This window comes from Leucobacter sp. CX87 (genome assembly GCF_018682295.1).
In the GTDB taxonomy this organism is placed as follows: Bacteria; Actinomycetota; Actinomycetes; order Actinomycetales; family Microbacteriaceae; genus Cx-87.
In genome coordinates this window covers 569,153-584,628 of record NZ_JAFIRI010000001.1, presented here as the reverse complement: position 1 = coordinate 584,628, position 15,476 = coordinate 569,153, and the positions used below count along the sequence as shown (strand labels likewise).

Here is a 15,476-nt window from a genome sequence, read left to right as displayed (position 1 = left end):
GTGCGGGCATGAGCGATCACGACATCATGGAACGATTGATTGGCGAAGCGAAGGCCGGCCGGCTGGAACTACCGGAGCTCGCCGCGGAGTTTCTGGGGCTGAGTGTCGCGCTGCCCTCGTCTACTGACCCCAGCGAGGCCGGGGTCACTCCCGTGTTCGTGGACATCGAGGGTGTGCCGTTCATGGTGGTCGCGGCATCGACCGAGGCGCTCAGGAAGACTGCGGCGCTCGCAGGGTTCGCAGTGACCAAGCGCGCCGGCGACATCGTCTCAGGCATCGCCCCGGGGCTCGGCCTCCTCGTCCACACCGTGCACGACACGATCTCGTTCGCGCCGGAGATTCTGGACGACCTGCGCGCGGGCACCTCGGCGTAGCACTTCCGGCGACCCTTACGCGGCGCTAGACGGCGAAGCCGCGCCCAACGGCAGCACCGCGTCCGCTGACTGATCCTGGAACGCGTTCTTCGGCACGAAGCACAGCAGCACCGCTGCGGCGAGCGCGGTCAGGCCACACACGAGCCACACCGTGACATAGCCCGAGAGTGAACCCGCGGTTTCTGACGCGCCCCCCGCGACTCCCTGCATGAGGGCGATGCCGAAGACGCAGGAGGCGATCGCGCCACCAACGGTCTTGACCGAGTTGGTGAGCCCGGTTGCGACGCCCGTCTGTGTCGCGGGGGCTGCGGCGGCCGCTGCGGCCGGCAGCGAGGCGACGAGTGCTCCCGAGCCGATGCCCGCGATGACCATGTTGATCGTGACCTGCAGGTAGCTGCCGTGGAACGGCACGAACAGCAGGTAGCCGACGCCGACGAGGGCGGCCGCGAAGATCAGAGTGACGCGCGGGGTCGCGAGCCGCGCAAACTTCGGGAAGAGGAGGGCGCCGACGATCATGGCCACGAGATAGAAGCCCATGATGAGCGAGGTGCTGAACCCGGTGGTGCCGAGACCGTAGCCGACCTCGGCGGGGTCGGTCCGCGCGAAGGTGGACAGGGGAGCTTGGGCGCCGAGCACGCTCACGCCGAAGAGTCCCGCGGTGAGGAACACCGGGGCGAGCGCGGGGGAGCGGAACATGCGCACGTCGATCAGCGGATCGGGGTGCTTGAGCTCCCAGCGCGCGAACGGAATAACCAGGAGTACCCCGAGCAGGGTGACACCCCACGGGACGAGGCTGCCCGGCCCCATCAGTCGCATGAGGCTGAGGCCGCCCGTGAACGCGATGAGCGCGATCGAGATGAGGCTGAGCCCGACGAGGTCGAGCTTGCCGCGGGTCTGCTCGGGTGACTCCTTCACCCCGAACAGGATCACGAAGAAGCACAGCACGACGCAGATTGCCGGGACGAGCAAAACGGCGCGCAGCGGCAGCGTGTCGACGAGCTGACCGCCCAGGAGCGCGCCGGTGATGGCGCCCGCTTCGAGGGCGGCGACGAGCAGGCCGGCGGACCGGGCGGTGAGGAGAGAACGCCCCTCCCGCCCGCGGCTGCGAGACCAGATCAGCGCGATCTCGAGGGGCAGCCAGACGACGTAGAAGCCCTGGAGAGCCCACGCCACCAGGAACACCGCGAACGAATCGGTGAAGGGCAGCGCGAGCGAGGCTGCGGCGGTGAGCGCGGTCGAGATAAGGAGCATCCGCTTGTGCCCATACATGTCGCCGAGTTTCGCGAAGGCGGGCACGACGAGGGCAGAGAGCATGAGCTGCGAGCCTTCGAGCCAGTTCACGTCGGCGTCGTGGATGCCGAGGTGCCTCGCGATGTCCGTAAGCATGGGCGTGTAATACCCCTGCAGGATCCCGCTCGTGAACTCAACGAAGGCGAGAAAGCCGACGACGCTGGCAAGGGTGCCCAGCGTCACCTTCGCGACATGAGTGGTGCTGGACTTAGCCGTTGTGCTCATACTGCTCCCTTGCAGTCGCTGCTCGCTTTGTGTCGGGCGCGAGCCGTTCGATGAGTTCGCGATGGAAGCGTTCCCCGCGCGCGAGCTCGGCGATCGCCACCCGCTCGTCGACGCCGTGAATGGTCGCTCGGAGCTCGGAGGACATCGCGAGCGGCGCAAAGCGGTAGACGGCGGGCGTGAAACGGTGGAAGTGGCGCGAATCGGTCGCCGCCATCATCACGTACGGCACCGCCTGCGCCTCGGGGTGAGAGACCCCCACCGCGCGCGCGAGCATCGCGAATTGCGCATTGTTCGTCGCGGACTCGGGCGAGGGCTCGCTGCCCTCGACGACCTCGACGGACACCAAGGGGTCGCGCACACGGCGCCGGATCCGCGCTGCCGTCCCAGCCACCGTCTCGCCGAGGGCGATGCGCAGGTTGATGGTGGCACTCGCCTGCGAGGGCAGCACGTTCGACGCGGTTCCTCCCGACAGCATGGTCGGGGCGACCGTCGTGCGCACGAGCGCCGCGGGCTCTCCGCCGAGGGCCGCGAAGACCACTCCCGTGAGCGGTCGCGCCGCGGCGAGGATCCGGAGGAGCGCCCGCGCGGGCCCCGGGGTGCGGTTGGAGAAGAGCTGTAGCATGCGCGAGATTGCGGCGGGGGTGCGCACCGGGAACGTGCTGGGGGTGACCCGATGCACGGCGCGGGAGACGCGGCCCACCGCGGTGATCTTGGGCGGGGCAGAGGCGTGCCCGCCGTCGCCGCGAGCCGAGAGGCGCACGGTCGCAATACCCTTCTCGCCCACACCGATCATGGCCGCGGTGCCCTGGACAAACGGGAGTGGCGCGTCGACAACCGCCCCGCCCTCGTCAAGCACCAGCCACGGCACGATGCCGCGATCCTGGAAGGTCTGCGCGATGGAAATCGCGGCGTCGCCAAAGCTCTCTTCGTTCCCGCCGAACGAGAGGTAGACGTCGCGGGCGGGGGTGAACCCTGAGGCGAGCAGGTTCTCCACCGCTTCCAGGATCACGAGCAGCGGGCCCTTGTCGTCGAGCGCGCCGCGCCCGTACACGAACTCGCCCTCGATGCGGCCAGCGAACGGCGGATAGGTCCAGGCGTCCGACTCGTCGACCGGCACGACGTCGTAGTGCGCCATCAGGACGACTGGCGCGGCCGTCGCGTCCTGCCCGGGCCAGCGAAACAGGAGGCCGAAGTCGGTGATGCGCTCGCGCGCGAGCGCCGCGTGGGTGAGCGGGTACAGCTCCTCAAGGAGCAGGACGAACGCCTCGAACGGCTCCCGCCCGCGCTCGGCCAACTCGGCGGAGACCGTGGGCAGCTGGATCATGCGCGACAGGCGCTCTGCTGATCCCTGACGTGGGGCGACGACGACACTCATGGCTGCCAGCGTAGTGGCGGAGGGAGCGCTCGCCGCAGTCGCGCGCGGTTGTTGTGGCTTCCCGCTAGACGACGCCCGCGGCGAGTGCCTTTTCCTCGTTGCGGCGCACGATCTCTTGGATCCAGGCGGGCGCAAAGGGGGAGGTGCAACCCGGAGGGGTGGGATAGTCCTTCAGTACCTCGAGCCGCTCGCCGATGTCGAGCGCGCGCGGGCGCAGCTCGGGGTGCGCGATCCCGATCTCGGCGAGGCACTGGTTCATCGCCCATTGCAGGCGCTCGGGCGCGGCGACCATCTCCGCCTCGATCGTGTCGAGGAGGGCGGGGAGGTCGAGACCTTCCGGGGCTTTGGCCGCACGCTCACTGGTGAGCGCCCAGCCGGCGCTGGCGACGACGGGGTCTGCATCATTCATCCAGAGCCTCCGGAGCCCTTCCTTGTGCGGGCCCTTCTTCACGATGTACTCGACGAGCCAGCCGTGCACCTTGGGAGCACGGGCTTCCCGCAGCATCTGATCGAGCTCGTCGGCGGTGAACAGCTTGGGGCGGCTGATGAGGATCGAGAGCAGCTGCGCCGCCGTCACGTCGGTGCGCCAGAGCTCGCGTGCGAGGTCGGGTTGTGGCTTCAGTCGCTTGGCGATGGCCCGAAGCTGGCCGAGGTTCACGCCGTGGTCGTCGCCGTGCTTTTCGTTCACGGCGCGCATCTTCGGGTTCTCGAGCGATTCGAGCTCGGCCAGCAGCTCGGCAACCTGCGTGTCATAGGTGGAATCTACTGATGTGCTCATGGCGCCTCCTCGACTGATTGTTCCAGACTACGCCGAGCCCGCACCGCGCCGATGCCGGCGAGGGTGACAAGTGCGATTCCCAGATAGGCCGCGAGGGTGAGGTGCTGCTGCAGCACGATCGCGCCGGTGAGCGCGGCGATGGCGGGGGCCAGCGCGAGCAGCACCGAGAACGTGCTCGCGGGCAGCACACGCAGCGCGCGCATCTCGAGCCCGTAGGGGATGGCCGATGAAAGCAGCGCGATCGCGATGCCGATCAGGAGCACGTTCGGCTCGAAAAGGCTCGCCCCGGTGGTCGCCGCGGCGAGCGGGGTGACGACGATCGCGCCGACCGTCATGCCGAGGGTGAACCCCGTCATGCCGCTGAAGTGTTCGGTCGTGCGCTTCGTCATCAGGATGTAGCTCGCCCACATCACCGCGGCGGCGAGCGCGAAGCCGACGCCAATGGGGTCAAGCGGTTCGGCGTTCGGCTGCCAGCTCAGCAGCATGACGCCGCCGAACGCGACGAGCGCCCACAGGAGGCTCAGCCAGCGCCGCCCCGTGATGACGCTGAGCGCGAGCGGGCCGAGCACTTCGATCGTGACCGCGGTGCCGAGCGGCAGCCGCTCGAGCGAGAGATAGAACGTGAGGTTCATTGCGGTGAGCACGAGGCCATAGCCGAGCACCGTCCGCCAAGCGGCGGGGCTCAGCCCGCGAAGCTTCGGGCGCACCAGGATCCAGAGCACGATCGCCGAGAACCACAGGCGAATGGCGACCATGCCAACCGGCCCGGCCACGGGAAAGACCAGGATCGCGAACGAGGCGCCGACCTCTTGGCAGAGCAGCGCCAGGATGACGAGCGCCGGGCCCTGGGCGCCCAGGCGCCGCATCGGACCGTTGACCACGGGCGTTTACGCCTGTGCGCAGATGATGTGGAAGCCCTTGTCGCGACCGAGGCGGTACACCTCGAGCTCGGGGAACTCCTCGGCGAGCCAGCGCTGCAGTGAGTCGGCGCCGAGGTGCTTCGCGACAACCAGGTAGGCGACGCCCCCGGGGACGAGGCGCGGCAGCCAGGTGCGCAGCAGCTCGTGCAGGACCTCCTTGCCCACACGAATCGGCGGGTTCGAGCGAATCTCGTCAAAGCGAAGATCGTCGGGAATCTCAGCAGCCGTCACGGCGCGGACGTTTTCGAGTCCGAGCGCCTGGGCGTTGCGGCGCGTCAGCTCGAGCGCGCGCTCGTTGACGTCGAGCGCCCAGACCGTCACCTCTGGCGCCTCGAGCGCCGCAGCGAGCGCGATGGGCCCCCAGCCGCAGCCGAGGTCGAGAATCGCCCCGGTACCCTCGGCCTCGGGGATCTTGCGCAGCAGGATCTCGGTGCCCTGGTCGAGGTGCTCGGGGCTGAAGGTGCTGCCGGCGGTGGTGAGTTCGCGGGGCGCGCCCGCGAGTTCGGCCGTGATGGTGCGGGTCTTGAACTCGCCCTCCGGGGTCGCTGAGAAATAGTGCTGCTGCCCGGAATCCGTCATGTCAGCCAGTATCCCATTGAGTGGGGGCTGGCACCGGCAGGATCCTGCGCGCAGCCGCATTCTGCTCCCCGCGAAATGGGCGCGTGCGCCCCGTAGACTGGGACGAAGATGACGAAGCACGAATCGCGCGAGCGCGGAGAAACCACCGACGAGGCCGCTGCAAGCCAGGAATCGGGTACTGACAGCACGGACGCCCTGCTTGATCGCGTGATCGGTCGTGCCGCGGGGTCAGACCCGGCGCCCGTGATCCGCTCGGGCGGTGTGCTCGACGGCCGGGCCCAGGCGCTCGGCTCAGACACGCACGATCAGCTCGCAAGCGATCTCGACGCGATCCGCATGGAGCGCGAGGATCGTGCGTCGCTCAAGCGTGTGCGCAGTCTCTCGACGGAGCTCGAGGACGTCACCGAGGTTGAGAACCGCGAGTTGCGGATCGAGAACATTATCTTGATCGGCATCTACCCGCAGACCCGCGGGCTCGAGGAGGCGGAGAACTCGCTGCGCGAGCTCGCCGCGCTTGCCGAGACCGCCGGGGCGACGGTGCTGGACGGCCTGCTGCAGCGTCGACTCAAGCCAGATCCCGCGACCTTCCTCGGCAAGGGCAAGGCCGCAGATCTCGCCGAACTTGTCGCCGCGCAGAAGGCGGACACCGTGGTCGCCGACACCGAACTTGCGCCCAGCCAGCGCCGCGCGCTCGAGGACGTCGTCAAAGTGAAGGTCATCGACCGCACCGCCGTCATCCTCGACATCTTCAGCCAGCACGCGAAGAGCCGAGAGGGCAAGGCTCAGGTCGAGCTCGCCCAGCTGCAGTACCTCCTGCCGCGTCTGCGCGGCTGGGGCGAGTCGATGTCGCGCCAGGCCGGTGGCCAGGTCGGTAGTGCCGGCGCGGGCATGGGCTCGCGCGGCCCCGGCGAGACGCAGATGGAGCTCGATCGCCGAAAGATCAACACGCGCATCGCCAAGCTGCGCAAGCAGATTAAGGAGATGACTCCGGCCCGCGACGCGAAGCGCGCGAACCGCAAGCGCGGCGAGGTGCCGTCAGTCGCCATCGCCGGCTACACGAACGCCGGCAAGTCGAGCCTGCTGAACCGGTTGACCGGTTCGGCCGAGCTCGTGCAGAACGAGCTGTTCGCGACCCTGGACACGGCCGTGCGCCAGTCCGAGACCGCCGACGGGCGCACCTTCACGTACAGCGACACGGTGGGCTTTGTGCGCAACCTCCCGCATCAGCTGGTCGAGGCGTTCCGCTCGACCTTCGAGGAGGTCGCTGATGCCGATGTGATCCTGCACGTCGTCGACGGCTCGCACCCCGACCCCGAAGCGCAGCTGAAAACCGTGCGCGATGTCATCGCCGAGGTAGACGCCAAGGCGATCCCCGAGATCGTGGTGGTCAACAAGGCCGACCTCATCGACGACGACCGCCGCCTGCTCATGCACGGGCTCGCCCCCGACGCCGTGTTTGTCTCCGCGCGCACAGGCGAGGGCCTCCGGGAACTCAAGGAGCGCATCGACGCGACCCTCCCCATGCCCGACATCGAGGTCACCGTCGTGGTGCCCTACGACAAGGGGGGACTCGTCGCTGAAATGCACGAGCGCAACCGGGTGGTGAACACCGAGTACGTCGAGGACGGCACGCGCGTGCACGCGTTTGTTTCTGGCGAGATGTTGGCCAAGCTTTCGCCCTATATGACGTAGCGTTTCGCCGTGTTGCGTCGTGTGATGTCGCGGGACGACACATGCGTGCGTGCGCGCCGATGCGGTTGTTAGCTTGGGCCTGTCGCCAGGGATTTCACCCCGACGGCGCCGGGATCCTGTCAGGAATGTCAGCCCGGCCCACGCAGCAACTGCAGAGGACCCGCCACCGATGTCTGCCCCCTTGCTTCCCCCCGCCACCATCCTGGGCTACCCCCGCCTCGGCCGCCGTCGCGAGCTCAAGCGCGCGATCGAGTCGTTCTGGAAGGGCGCCTCGACCCAGGCCGATCTCGAGGGCGTCGCGCGGACGCTGCGCCGGACGACGCGCGCCCGGCTGACCGGCCTGGGCCTCTCCGCGACCGGCGGGGCGATCCCCGAGAGCTTCAGCTACTACGACCAGGTGCTCGACGCCCTCGTCGCCGTCGGCGCCATCCCCGAGCGCTTCCGCGGCATTGAGGGGAGCCCACTTGAGCGCACCTTCGCCCTCGCCCGCGGTGACCGCGACCGCCAGCCCCTCGAGATGACGAAGTGGTTCGACACGAACTATCACTTCAGCGTGCCTGAGATCGACGCCGAGACGCCGTTCGCGGCGAACGCGTCGGCGCTGACGGCCCTCGTCGCCGAAGCGCGCGAGGACGGCGTCGAGTCGCGCCCGGTGCTCGTCGGCCCGGTCACCTTCCTGCTGCTCGCGAAGCCCGCAGACGGTGCGCCCGAGGGATTCCGCCCGATCGAGCGCCTCGACGAGCTCGTGCCGGTCTACGCCGAGCTGCTGCGTGAACTCGCCGCCGCCGGGGCTGCCTGGGTGCAGCTCGACGAGCCGGCGCTCGTCTCGGACTCGCTGAGCGTGTCGCGCGAAGAGATCGCTTCGCTCGTGGAGCGCGCCTACGCGCAGCTCGGCGCCGCCGAGGTGCGCACGAGCCGGCCCGCGATCCTGCTGACCGCGCCCTACGGCGACAGCTCCCGGGCGCTGGCCCGACTGGGCCGGCTCCCGGTCGAGGCGGTGCAGGCGGACCTCGTGCGCGGCACGTTGCCGGAATCAGCACTCGCCTCGGGGGAGCTCGCCGAGGCCTTCGCGGGCACTCAGCTCGTCGCCGGCGTGGTCGACGGTCGAAACGTCTGGCGCACCGACTCGCGCGCGGCGTTCGCCACCCTGACCCGGCTTGCGGATGCGGGTATCGCGGTCGTCGCGGGTACCGCCGTCAGCCTGCAACACGTCCCGCACGACGTTGACGAGGAGTCAAAGCTTGACGTCCGCCTCGCGTCCTGGCTCGCGTTCGCCGACCAGAAGGTCGAGCAGGTCGTGATCCTGGCCAAGGGACTCGCCGAGGGCGGTGACGCCATCGAGGTCGAGCTTGCCGACACCGACGCGGCACTGGCCGACCGGGCCGCGGCCCCAGGGGTGCGCGACGGCGGCGTGCGCGCCCGCGCGGCGGCAGTCGGCTTGGCCGATCGCAACCGCGCCGCGAACGCCGATCGCCACGCTGCGCAGGCGGCGCTCGGCATCCCCCAGCTCGCCACGACGACCATCGGGTCTTTCCCGCAGACCACCGAGATTCGCACCGCACGTGCGGCCTTCACCCGCGGCGAAATCGACCAGGTGGCCTACGACGGCTTCCTCCGCGAGGAGATCGCACGCGTCATCCGCCTGCAGGAGGAGATCGGTCTCGATGTCCTCGTGCACGGCGAGGCCGAGCGCAACGACATGGTGCAGTACTTCGCCGAGCACCTCGACGGCTTCGCGGTCACCGAGCACGGCTGGGTGCAGTCATATGGCACACGCGCGACGCGGCCCTCGATCCTGTGGGGCGATGTGTCGCGCCCCGCGCCGATCACGGTGGCATGGACGAGCTACGCCCAGTCCCTCACTGAGAAGCCGGTGAAGGGCATGCTGACGGGTCCCGTCACGATCCTGGCCTGGTCCTTCGTTCGCGACGACCAGCCGCTCGGTGAGACGGCGTCCCAGGTCGCGCTCGCCCTGCGCGACGAGATCGACGACCTGGCGGCGGCCGGCACCGGCATTGTCCAGGTGGACGAGCCGGCGCTGCGCGAACTCCTGCCGCTCGATGCCGACCGTCAGGCCGCGTATCTCGATTGGTCGGTGGGCGCCTTCCGTCTCGCCACGGGTTCGGCGGCCGCGGGAGTGCAGATCCACACGCACCTCTGTTACTCGGAGTTCGGCGAGATCATCGACGCGGTCGACGGCCTTGACGCCGACGTCACGAGCATCGAGGCCGCGCGCAGCCGCATGGACGTCGTTGAGCCGATCGGTCGCACGGGTTTCTCACGCGGGATCGGCCCGGGGGTCTACGACATCCATTCGCCCCGCGTGCCCAGCGTCGAGGAGCTCACCGAATTGCTCGGCATCGCCACGGCGCACGTCCCCGGTCAGCAGCTCTGGGTGAACCCCGATTGCGGCTTGAAGACCCGCGGCTATGCCGAGACCGTCGAGAGCCTGACCAACCTCGTGCGCGCGGCCCACGCCGTGCGCGGCGCCTAGGAGATCACCGTCGTGTTGCCCACTGAACCAGTCGGCTCGATCCCGCGCCCGTCGCGTCTGCAGCGGACGGTGCTGGACGTCGAGGCGGGCCTCGCCGATCCTGCGCTGCTGCAAGTCGAGCAGGATCACGCCGTCGCCGATACGCTGGCCCGCTTTGCTGAGACGGGGTCGCCGCTCATCACTGACGGCGAGCAGCGTCGGCAGAGTTTCGCGAGCTATCCGCTCGGCGGTTCAGGGGCCAACGACGCTGCGGAGGCCGCGGCGAACGTGTTCGCGGTCTTCGCGGACGGGCATCACCGCGTGCTTCCTCGGCTGACGTTCGGGCCATTTCGGTACCGGGCATGGGCCGCGGACGACCTGACCCTGGCCCGGCAGCACACCGATCTGCCGCTCAAGCAGGCGGTCGTCTCGCCCGCGATGCTGTCGCTCATGTACCCCTTCGAGGGAGCGCTGCCGGACTACCCGCGCGAGCGGTTCCACGACGACCTGGTCGACGCGTGCGCGGACGACATCGGCGGGGCCTTCGCTGCGGGCGCGACCCGGGTGTCGATCGACTTCACCGAGGGCCGGCTTGCGCTGAGCCGTGACGCCCGGCAGCCGTGGGCGGGCCGCGAGCGCCTCGGTGGGTTCATCGAGCTGATCAACCGCGTGCTCGACCGGTTCTCGGCCGAGGATCGCGCCAGGATCGGCGTCCATACCTGTCCCGGAAGCGACCGGGACTCGGCGCACAGCGCCGAGGTGGACTACGCGGAACTGATCCCGGAGCTGTTCCAGATCGAGGCCGGGTACTTCCTCGTGCAGGCGGCGAGCGAGCGCGACCCCGATCGCGTTGCCGCGCTCGTGGGGCGCGAGATCACTCGCCTGGGTGAACGGGCCCCGCACGTGCGCTTGGGCGTCACAAACCCGCTCACACCGAGGCTCGAGACGGCTGAGGAGGTGCGCGACCAACTGGTGCGGGCGGCCCGGTTCGTCCCGCCCGAGCGGCTCGGCTCAACGGACGACTGCGGCTTCTCGCCGTACGTCATCGACGACAAGCCGCGTCATGGCTCGGCGGATTTTGCGCGTGAGGTGGCGTTCGCGAAGATCGCGACCCGCGTTCGGGGCACCGAGCTGGCACGCGCCGAGCTCGCGGGGGTTGCCTCGTGAACGCCCTGCTGCTCACCGGATCCCGCCCAACCCTCGCCCGATTCTCGTTCGAGGTGTTTCCCGCCCGCACGCCGTCGGCGGCGCTCGCGCTCGGCCACGCGGTGCAGCACCTCTCGGCGGCCGAGCCCGACTTCATCTCGGTGACGTACGGCGCGAACGGGACGAACCGAGACGCCACGCTGGAGCTGTTGCAGTACCTGCGCCGGCACACCGACGCGTTGCCGCTCGCGCACCTCACGACCGTGGGGGACGACCGGGACGAGCTACGGCGTCAGATCAACGCCTTCATGGACTCGGGCATTCACGACTTCTTGGCGCTGCGGGGCGACCCGCCGGCGGGCCAGAGCGAGGCGGACGTTGCCTCCGCAATCTCGGCGGCCGAGCTCACCGCCCTTGTCACGCAGGTGCGTTCCGAACGCCCGGCGTTTACGAGCGTGGGGCGCACCGCCGTGGCGGCGTACCCCAACGGGCACCCGTCGACGCGGTCGCGTTCGGCCGACCTCGACTGGCTCGTCGCGAAGCAGGAGGCGGGGGCGTCGCTCGCGATCACGCAGCTGTTCTTCCATGCGGAGGAATACCTGGGCTTCGTCGACGAGGCGCGCGCGGCCGGGCTGACGATCCCGGTGCTGCCGGGGCTGATGCCGGTGTCGACGTCGGCGCAGCTGCGTCGTGTGGCTCAGCTCGCCGGACGACCGGCGCCGGCAACGCTCGAGCGTGCGCTGGAAGAGGCGGGCGGGTACGCCCCCGAGCTCGGGGTCGAGTTCACGCTCGCGCTTTCCCGCGAGCTTTTGGCGGGCGGCGCTCCCTCGATCCACCTGTACACCTTCAACCGGCACGAGCAGGTGCTCGCGGTGCTGCGAGAGCTCGGGCTGCTGACCCCTGACCCGGTGCGGGCCTAGACCGAGCGGAAGACCGCTACGACCTTGCCGAGAATGTCGGCGTGGTCGCCCAGGATGGGTTCGAACGCGCTGTTGCGCGGGAGCAGCCAGGTGTGGCCGTCGCGCTGCCGGAAGACCTTGACGGTGGCTTCCTCGTCGAGCATCGCGGCGACGATGTCGCCGTTCTCGGCGGTGTTCTGCTGGCGGATCACCACGTAGTCGCCGTCGCAGATCGCCGCATCGATCATCGAGTCTCCGACGACGCGGAGCATGAAGAGCTGACCGCCGCCGACGATTTGGCGGGGGAGCGGCACGAGCTCCTCGACCTGCTGCTCGGCCGTGATCGGAATGCCGGCGGCGATTCTGCCGACGAGGGGAACCAGGCGAGCTTCACCGGTCTCGGGGCCGTTCTCGGCCTCGCGGGCGCTGCGGCTTTCGGCGAGTTCGACCAGCACCTCGAGCGCGCGCGGTCGGTTTGGGTCGCGGCGAATGTAGCCGCCGAGCTCAAGGTTGCCGAGCTGGTGGGTCACGCTCGACAGTGACGCGAGGCCGACCGCGTCGCCGATCTCGCGCATGCTCGGCGGATAGCCGCGGCTCTCGACCGAGCGCGAGATGAACTCGAGAATCGCCCGCTGCTTCTCGGAAAGCGGCTTACCGCGGCCATTCGACCGGGTGGAGGAGCTGGCCATAGTGCAGTCCTTTCGGGCGGAACCACCGCGCAAACGTCAATGTCGGTGGTCCGTGGTTCAGTGAGCTCGTGTTCGAAACACTAGCCCCAATGTTCGAGCAAAAACAAACATCTGTTCGAGTGTCGCAAGGAATATATCGTCACGATGTTCGAATTTGAGCTTGCGAAATCGTTTGTTCGAAGATACATTCGAAACAAATGTTCGCATCGAACTGGTGCGGAGCGTCTCGAACGTACTGATCGAGGAGGAACAATGTCTGTCATCTCACTGCCCGTGTCGGGCATGTCGGCGTCATCAGCCACCGCCCGCACCCGGCTGCGGATTACCCGCCGCGGGCGCATCGTGCTTGCGGCGTTCGTATCGCTGCTCGTCCTCGGCGTCGTCGTGTTCGGCGCGGTCTTCGGCGCAGCTCAGGCCCAGGCGTCGAGCGAGTCGAGCCAGCAGGAGTTCGGCTACCTTGTCGTTCAGCCGGGCGACTCGCTCTGGCAGATTTCGAGCGGGCTCGATCCGAAGGCCGATCCGCGCGACCTGATCTCTGAGATCGTGCGCCTGAACCAGCTGGGGGGCTCCGACGTTGAGGTCGGGCAGACCCTGGCCGTACCGCTGCGGTTCTCCGACAACCCGAGCGTCGTCAAGGGGTCGGGTCTCGTAGACTAGCTGGGTGACCAGCCTGAGTGATCTTCCCCTCCGCGACAACCTGGTGGGCAAGCGCCCCTATGGGGCACCGCAAGACGCCGTGCCCGTGAGCCTGAACGTCAACGAGAACACCCATCCGCTGCCCGAAGAGGTCGTGGCGGACATCGCAGCAGCCCTGGTCGAGGCGGTGCGCGGGGTGAACCGATACCCCGATCGCGAGGCGACCGAGCTGCGCGAGGGACTCGCCGGCTATCTCGGTCACGGCCTGACCGCAGCGCAGTTGTGGGCCGCCAACGGGTCGAACGAGGTGCTGCAGCAGGTGCTGCAGGCGTTCGGTGGCCCGGGTCGTTCGCTCCTGAGCTTCACCCCGACCTACTCGATGTACCCCTTGCTCGCCGCGGGAACCGACACCGAATGGATCGGCATCGAGCGGCCCGAGGGCTACGCGCTCGACGCCGAGTTCGTCGAGGCGGCGATTCGCGAGCACGCTCCTTCGATCACGATCATCTGCACGCCGAACAACCCGACCGGCACGACGACGACGGCCGACGTCATTACGGCGGCGTACGACGCCACCGACGGGATCCTGATCGTCGACGAGGCGTATGCCGAGTTCGACGCGGAGAACCCGAGCGCGATCGCCCTGCTGCCCGGACGCCCCCGCCTGCTGGTCTCGCGCACGATGAGCAAGGCGTTCGCCTTCGCCGGCGTGCGGCTCGGCTATCTCGCCGCGGACGCCGCCGTGGTCGACGCCCTCCGCCTGGTGCGCCTGCCCTACCACCTGTCCGCGCTCACCCAGGCGGCGGCCACCACCGCCGTCCGGCACGCGGGCCCCATGCTCGCGACGGTGGCCGACATTCGCGTGCAGCGCGACCGCCTCGCCGTCGCGCTCCTGGAACTCGGCTATCGCGTCCACGACTCGGGTGCGAACTTCCTGCTCGTCGGCGGCTTCGCTGACCCGGCGGCGACGTTCACGGCGCTTCGCGAACGCGGCATCCTGATTCGCGATCTCGCGATCGAGGGCCACCTGCGGATGACGGCGGGAACCGAAGCCGAGACGACGACGCTGATCGCGGCGCTCACCGAACTGGCGCCGAACGACCGCTAGGGCGACCGGCGTTCTGGCTAGGATGGTGCACATGAGCGCAGCCCCCCGCACCGCAACGCTTGAGCGTGCGACGAGCGAGTCCCAGATCACCGTTTCCGTGAACCTCGATGGCACGGGCGAGTCGGATATCGAGACCGGCGTGCCGTTCTTCGATCACATGCTGACGGCGTTCGCCCGCCACTCGCTCACCGACCTCACGGTGCGCGCGAAGGGTGACATCCACATCGACGTGCACCACACCGTCGAGGACACCGGGATCCTGCTCGGCCAGGCCCTGCTCGAGGCGCTCGGCGATAAGAGCGGGATCTCGCGGTACGGCGATGCCCTCGTGCCGCTCGATGAGGCGCTCGCGCAGGCGGTCGTCGACATCTCGGGGCGCCCCTACCTCGTGCACAGCGGCGAGCCCGCCGGCTTCGAGTTTCACCTCATCGGCGGTCACTTCACCGGTTCAATGGTGCGTCACTTCTTCGAGGCCATCACGCTGAACGCGCGCCTGACGGTGCACGTCCGTCTCGTCGAGGGTCGCGACCCGCACCACATCGCCGAGGCGGAGTTCAAGGCGTTCGCGCGCGCTTTCCGACAGGCAAAGGAACTGGACCCGCGGGTCGCGGGGGTGCCCTCCACCAAGGGCGCACTGTGAGCCTGCCGCGCGTCGCCGTCCTCGAGTACGGTTCCGGCAATGTGCACTCTGCGGTGAAAGCGCTGGTGCGCGCCGGCGCCGAGGTCAGCCTGACCCGGGACCCCGTCGAGATCGCCGAGGCCGACGGGCTGTTGGTTCCCGGCGTCGGTGCGTTTGACGCCGTCATGCGGCAGCTCGAGAGCGTGACTGGTGACGCCATCATCGCGCGGCGGCTCGACGCCGGCAGCCCGGTGCTCGGCATCTGCGTCGGCGAGCAGATTCTGTTCTCCCGCGGCATCGAGCGCGGCGCTGAGACCGCAGGCCTCGCTCGCTGGCCGGGCACCGTTCGTGAGCTCGAGGCGCCGGTGCTGCCGCACATGGGCTGGAACACGGTCGAGGTGGCGGCAGGATCGGTGCTCTTCGACGGCATCGAGAACGAACGTTTCTACTTCGTACACTCGAACGCGGCGACCGAATGGGACACCGCCGCGGGCGCACCCGAGACGGCCCGCGTGAGCTGGGCCGAGCACGGTGAACGGTTCATCGCCGCCGTCGAGGATGGCCCGTTGTCGGCGACCCAGTTCCACCCCGAGAAGTCGGGTGAGCCCGGGATCCGGCTGCTTGAGAATTGGGTCCGCAGCCTGGGCTAGGCTGGTGTCTTGTTCCGTGCGGC

At 69.0% G+C, this 15,476-nt stretch carries 15 protein-coding genes; 9 read left to right on the top strand and 6 right to left on the bottom strand.

The window, feature by feature from the left end; genetic code table 11:
• Positions 1 to 8 precede the first annotated feature (8 nt).
• Positions 9 to 374, top strand: coding sequence for a hypothetical protein (locus tag KOE53_RS02795; RefSeq protein ID WP_188057268.1), 366 nt, complete (start codon positions 9 to 11; stop codon positions 372 to 374).
• A gap of 15 nt (positions 375 to 389) precedes the next feature.
• On the opposite strand, the gene KOE53_RS02790 is transcribed toward KOE53_RS02795, so the two are convergent.
• The 5 genes from KOE53_RS02790 to KOE53_RS02770 all read right to left on the bottom strand — a co-directional run bounded on the left by KOE53_RS02790 (position 390) and on the right by KOE53_RS02770 (position 5,541).
• Positions 390 to 1,889, bottom strand: coding sequence for an MFS transporter (locus tag KOE53_RS02790; protein WP_188057267.1), 1,500 nt, complete (start codon positions 1,887 to 1,889; stop codon positions 390 to 392).
• Positions 1,873 to 3,264, bottom strand: a complete 1,392-nt coding sequence (locus KOE53_RS02785) for a M20/M25/M40 family metallo-hydrolase (protein WP_188057266.1) — start codon at positions 3,262 to 3,264, stop codon at positions 1,873 to 1,875. The genes KOE53_RS02790 and KOE53_RS02785 overlap by 17 nt, the downstream gene beginning before the upstream one ends.
• A gap of 64 nt (positions 3,265 to 3,328) precedes the next feature.
• Positions 3,329 to 4,042: a DNA alkylation repair protein gene (locus KOE53_RS02780; protein ID WP_188057265.1), complete on the bottom strand. Its 714-nt coding sequence runs from the start codon at positions 4,040 to 4,042 to the stop codon at positions 3,329 to 3,331.
• Positions 4,039 to 4,923: an EamA family transporter gene (locus KOE53_RS02775; protein ID WP_241095382.1), complete on the bottom strand. Its 885-nt coding sequence runs from the start codon at positions 4,921 to 4,923 to the stop codon at positions 4,039 to 4,041. Before KOE53_RS02775 ends, KOE53_RS02780 begins: the two co-directional genes overlap by 4 nt.
• Positions 4,924 to 4,929: 6 nt before the next feature.
• Entirely contained in the window at positions 4,930 to 5,541 is a 612-nt protein-coding gene (locus KOE53_RS02770; protein WP_188057264.1) for a class I SAM-dependent methyltransferase, read from the bottom strand.
• 108 nt (positions 5,542 to 5,649) lie between these two features.
• Between KOE53_RS02770 and hflX the strand changes: the two genes are divergently transcribed.
• The 4 genes from hflX (at position 5,650) to KOE53_RS02750 (ending at position 11,772) form a co-directional block, all read left to right on the top strand.
• Complete coding sequence (hflX, locus tag KOE53_RS02765; RefSeq protein WP_188044042.1) at positions 5,650 to 7,233, top strand: GTPase HflX; 1,584 nt, start codon at positions 5,650 to 5,652, stop codon at positions 7,231 to 7,233.
• Positions 7,234 to 7,402: 169 nt separating this feature from the next.
• A complete protein-coding gene (metE, locus tag KOE53_RS02760; protein ID WP_188057263.1) occupies positions 7,403 to 9,727 on the top strand; it encodes a 5-methyltetrahydropteroyltriglutamate--homocysteine S-methyltransferase in 2,325 nt (774 codons plus the stop codon).
• Positions 9,728 to 9,739: 12 nt separating this feature from the next.
• The gene (locus KOE53_RS02755) at positions 9,740 to 10,873 is read left to right on the top strand and encodes a uroporphyrinogen decarboxylase/cobalamine-independent methonine synthase family protein (RefSeq protein WP_353055563.1); all 1,134 of its coding nucleotides are present in this window, start codon (positions 9,740 to 9,742) and stop codon (positions 10,871 to 10,873) included.
• Entirely contained in the window at positions 10,870 to 11,772 is a 903-nt protein-coding gene (locus KOE53_RS02750) for a methylenetetrahydrofolate reductase (protein WP_188057262.1), read from the top strand. The genes KOE53_RS02755 and KOE53_RS02750 overlap by 4 nt, the downstream gene beginning before the upstream one ends.
• Here the strand turns inward: KOE53_RS02750 and lexA are convergent.
• The gene (gene lexA / locus KOE53_RS02745; RefSeq protein WP_188044036.1) at positions 11,769 to 12,440 is read right to left on the bottom strand and encodes a transcriptional repressor LexA; all 672 of its coding nucleotides are present in this window, start codon (positions 12,438 to 12,440) and stop codon (positions 11,769 to 11,771) included. The genes KOE53_RS02750 and lexA overlap by 4 nt on opposite strands.
• Positions 12,441 to 12,692: 252 nt before the next feature.
• On the opposite strand from lexA, the gene KOE53_RS02740 reads away from it, so the two are divergent.
• From KOE53_RS02740 to hisH, 4 genes are read left to right on the top strand one after another with little or no spacing between them, the layout of a single operon-like run.
• Complete coding sequence (locus tag KOE53_RS02740) at positions 12,693 to 13,097, top strand: LysM peptidoglycan-binding domain-containing protein (RefSeq protein ID WP_188044035.1); 405 nt, start codon at positions 12,693 to 12,695, stop codon at positions 13,095 to 13,097.
• A 4-nt stretch (positions 13,098 to 13,101) separates the two neighbouring features.
• Positions 13,102 to 14,184 (top strand): histidinol-phosphate transaminase, encoded by a 1,083-nt coding sequence (locus tag KOE53_RS02735; protein WP_188057261.1) that lies wholly within the window; start codon positions 13,102 to 13,104, stop codon positions 14,182 to 14,184.
• Positions 14,185 to 14,215: 31 nt separating this feature from the next.
• Positions 14,216 to 14,824 (top strand): imidazoleglycerol-phosphate dehydratase HisB, encoded by a 609-nt coding sequence (gene hisB / locus KOE53_RS02730; RefSeq protein WP_188044033.1) that lies wholly within the window; start codon positions 14,216 to 14,218, stop codon positions 14,822 to 14,824.
• A complete protein-coding gene (hisH, locus tag KOE53_RS02725; protein WP_188057260.1) occupies positions 14,821 to 15,453 on the top strand; it encodes an imidazole glycerol phosphate synthase subunit HisH in 633 nt (210 codons plus the stop codon). The genes hisB and hisH overlap by 4 nt, the downstream gene beginning before the upstream one ends.
• Positions 15,454 to 15,476: the final 23 nt, after the last annotated feature.

Bases quoted from the DNA above. Each gene is read 5' to 3' on its own strand.
- hisB (WP_188044033.1), top strand. From the start codon at position 14,216: ATGAGCGCAGCCCCCCGCACCGCAACGCTTGAGCGTGCGACGAGCGAG.
- KOE53_RS02780 (WP_188057265.1), bottom strand. From the start codon at position 4,042: ATGAGCACATCAGTAGATTCCACCTATGACACGCAGGTTGCCGAGCTG.
- hflX (WP_188044042.1), top strand. From the start codon at position 5,650: ATGACGAAGCACGAATCGCGCGAGCGCGGAGAAACCACCGACGAGGCC.
- KOE53_RS02770 (WP_188057264.1), bottom strand. From the start codon at position 5,541: ATGACGGATTCCGGGCAGCAGCACTATTTCTCAGCGACCCCGGAGGGC.
- KOE53_RS02795 (WP_188057268.1), top strand. From the start codon at position 9: ATGAGCGATCACGACATCATGGAACGATTGATTGGCGAAGCGAAGGCC.
- KOE53_RS02785 (WP_188057266.1), bottom strand. From the start codon at position 3,264: ATGAGTGTCGTCGTCGCCCCACGTCAGGGATCAGCAGAGCGCCTGTCG.
- KOE53_RS02790 (WP_188057267.1), bottom strand. From the start codon at position 1,889: ATGAGCACAACGGCTAAGTCCAGCACCACTCATGTCGCGAAGGTGACG.
- KOE53_RS02740 (WP_188044035.1), top strand. From the start codon at position 12,693: ATGTCTGTCATCTCACTGCCCGTGTCGGGCATGTCGGCGTCATCAGCC.
- metE (WP_188057263.1), top strand. From the start codon at position 7,403: ATGTCTGCCCCCTTGCTTCCCCCCGCCACCATCCTGGGCTACCCCCGC.
- lexA (WP_188044036.1), bottom strand. From the start codon at position 12,440: ATGGCCAGCTCCTCCACCCGGTCGAATGGCCGCGGTAAGCCGCTTTCC.